Source organism: Bacillus sp. SIMBA_031 (assembly GCF_046535225.1).
Lineage (GTDB): Bacteria > Bacillota > Bacilli > Bacillales > Bacillaceae > Bacillus > Bacillus velezensis.
Map to the genome: position 1 here is coordinate 1 of NZ_JAWRXC010000371.1, position 261 is coordinate 261.

A 261-nucleotide genomic window follows, 5' to 3' on the forward strand; every position below is an offset into this window, starting at 1 on the left:
AAGTGGCTAAACGCGGCGGACTGTAAATCCGCTCCCTCAGGGTTCGGCAGTTCGAATCTGCCCCCCTCCACCATTTTATAAATAGGGGCATAGTTTAACGGTAGAACAGAGGTCTCCAAAACCTCCGGTGTGGGTTCGATTCCTACTGCCCCTGCCACTATTTTATTTATTCATCTTCAGATTATGGCGGTTGTGGCGAAGTGGTTAACGCACCAGATTGTGGCTCTGGCACTCGTGGGTTCGATTCCCATCAATCGCCCC

At 51.3% G+C, this 261-nt stretch carries 2 tRNA genes; both read left to right on the forward strand.

What is annotated here, in order from left to right:
- The first annotated feature begins 83 nt into the window (after positions 1-83).
- A tRNA-Trp gene (locus tag SB724_RS20675) sits at positions 84-157 on the forward strand.
- Positions 158-186: 29 nt separating this feature from the next.
- A tRNA-His gene (locus SB724_RS20680) sits at positions 187-259 on the forward strand.
- The last annotated feature ends 2 nt before the right edge of the window (positions 260-261 follow it).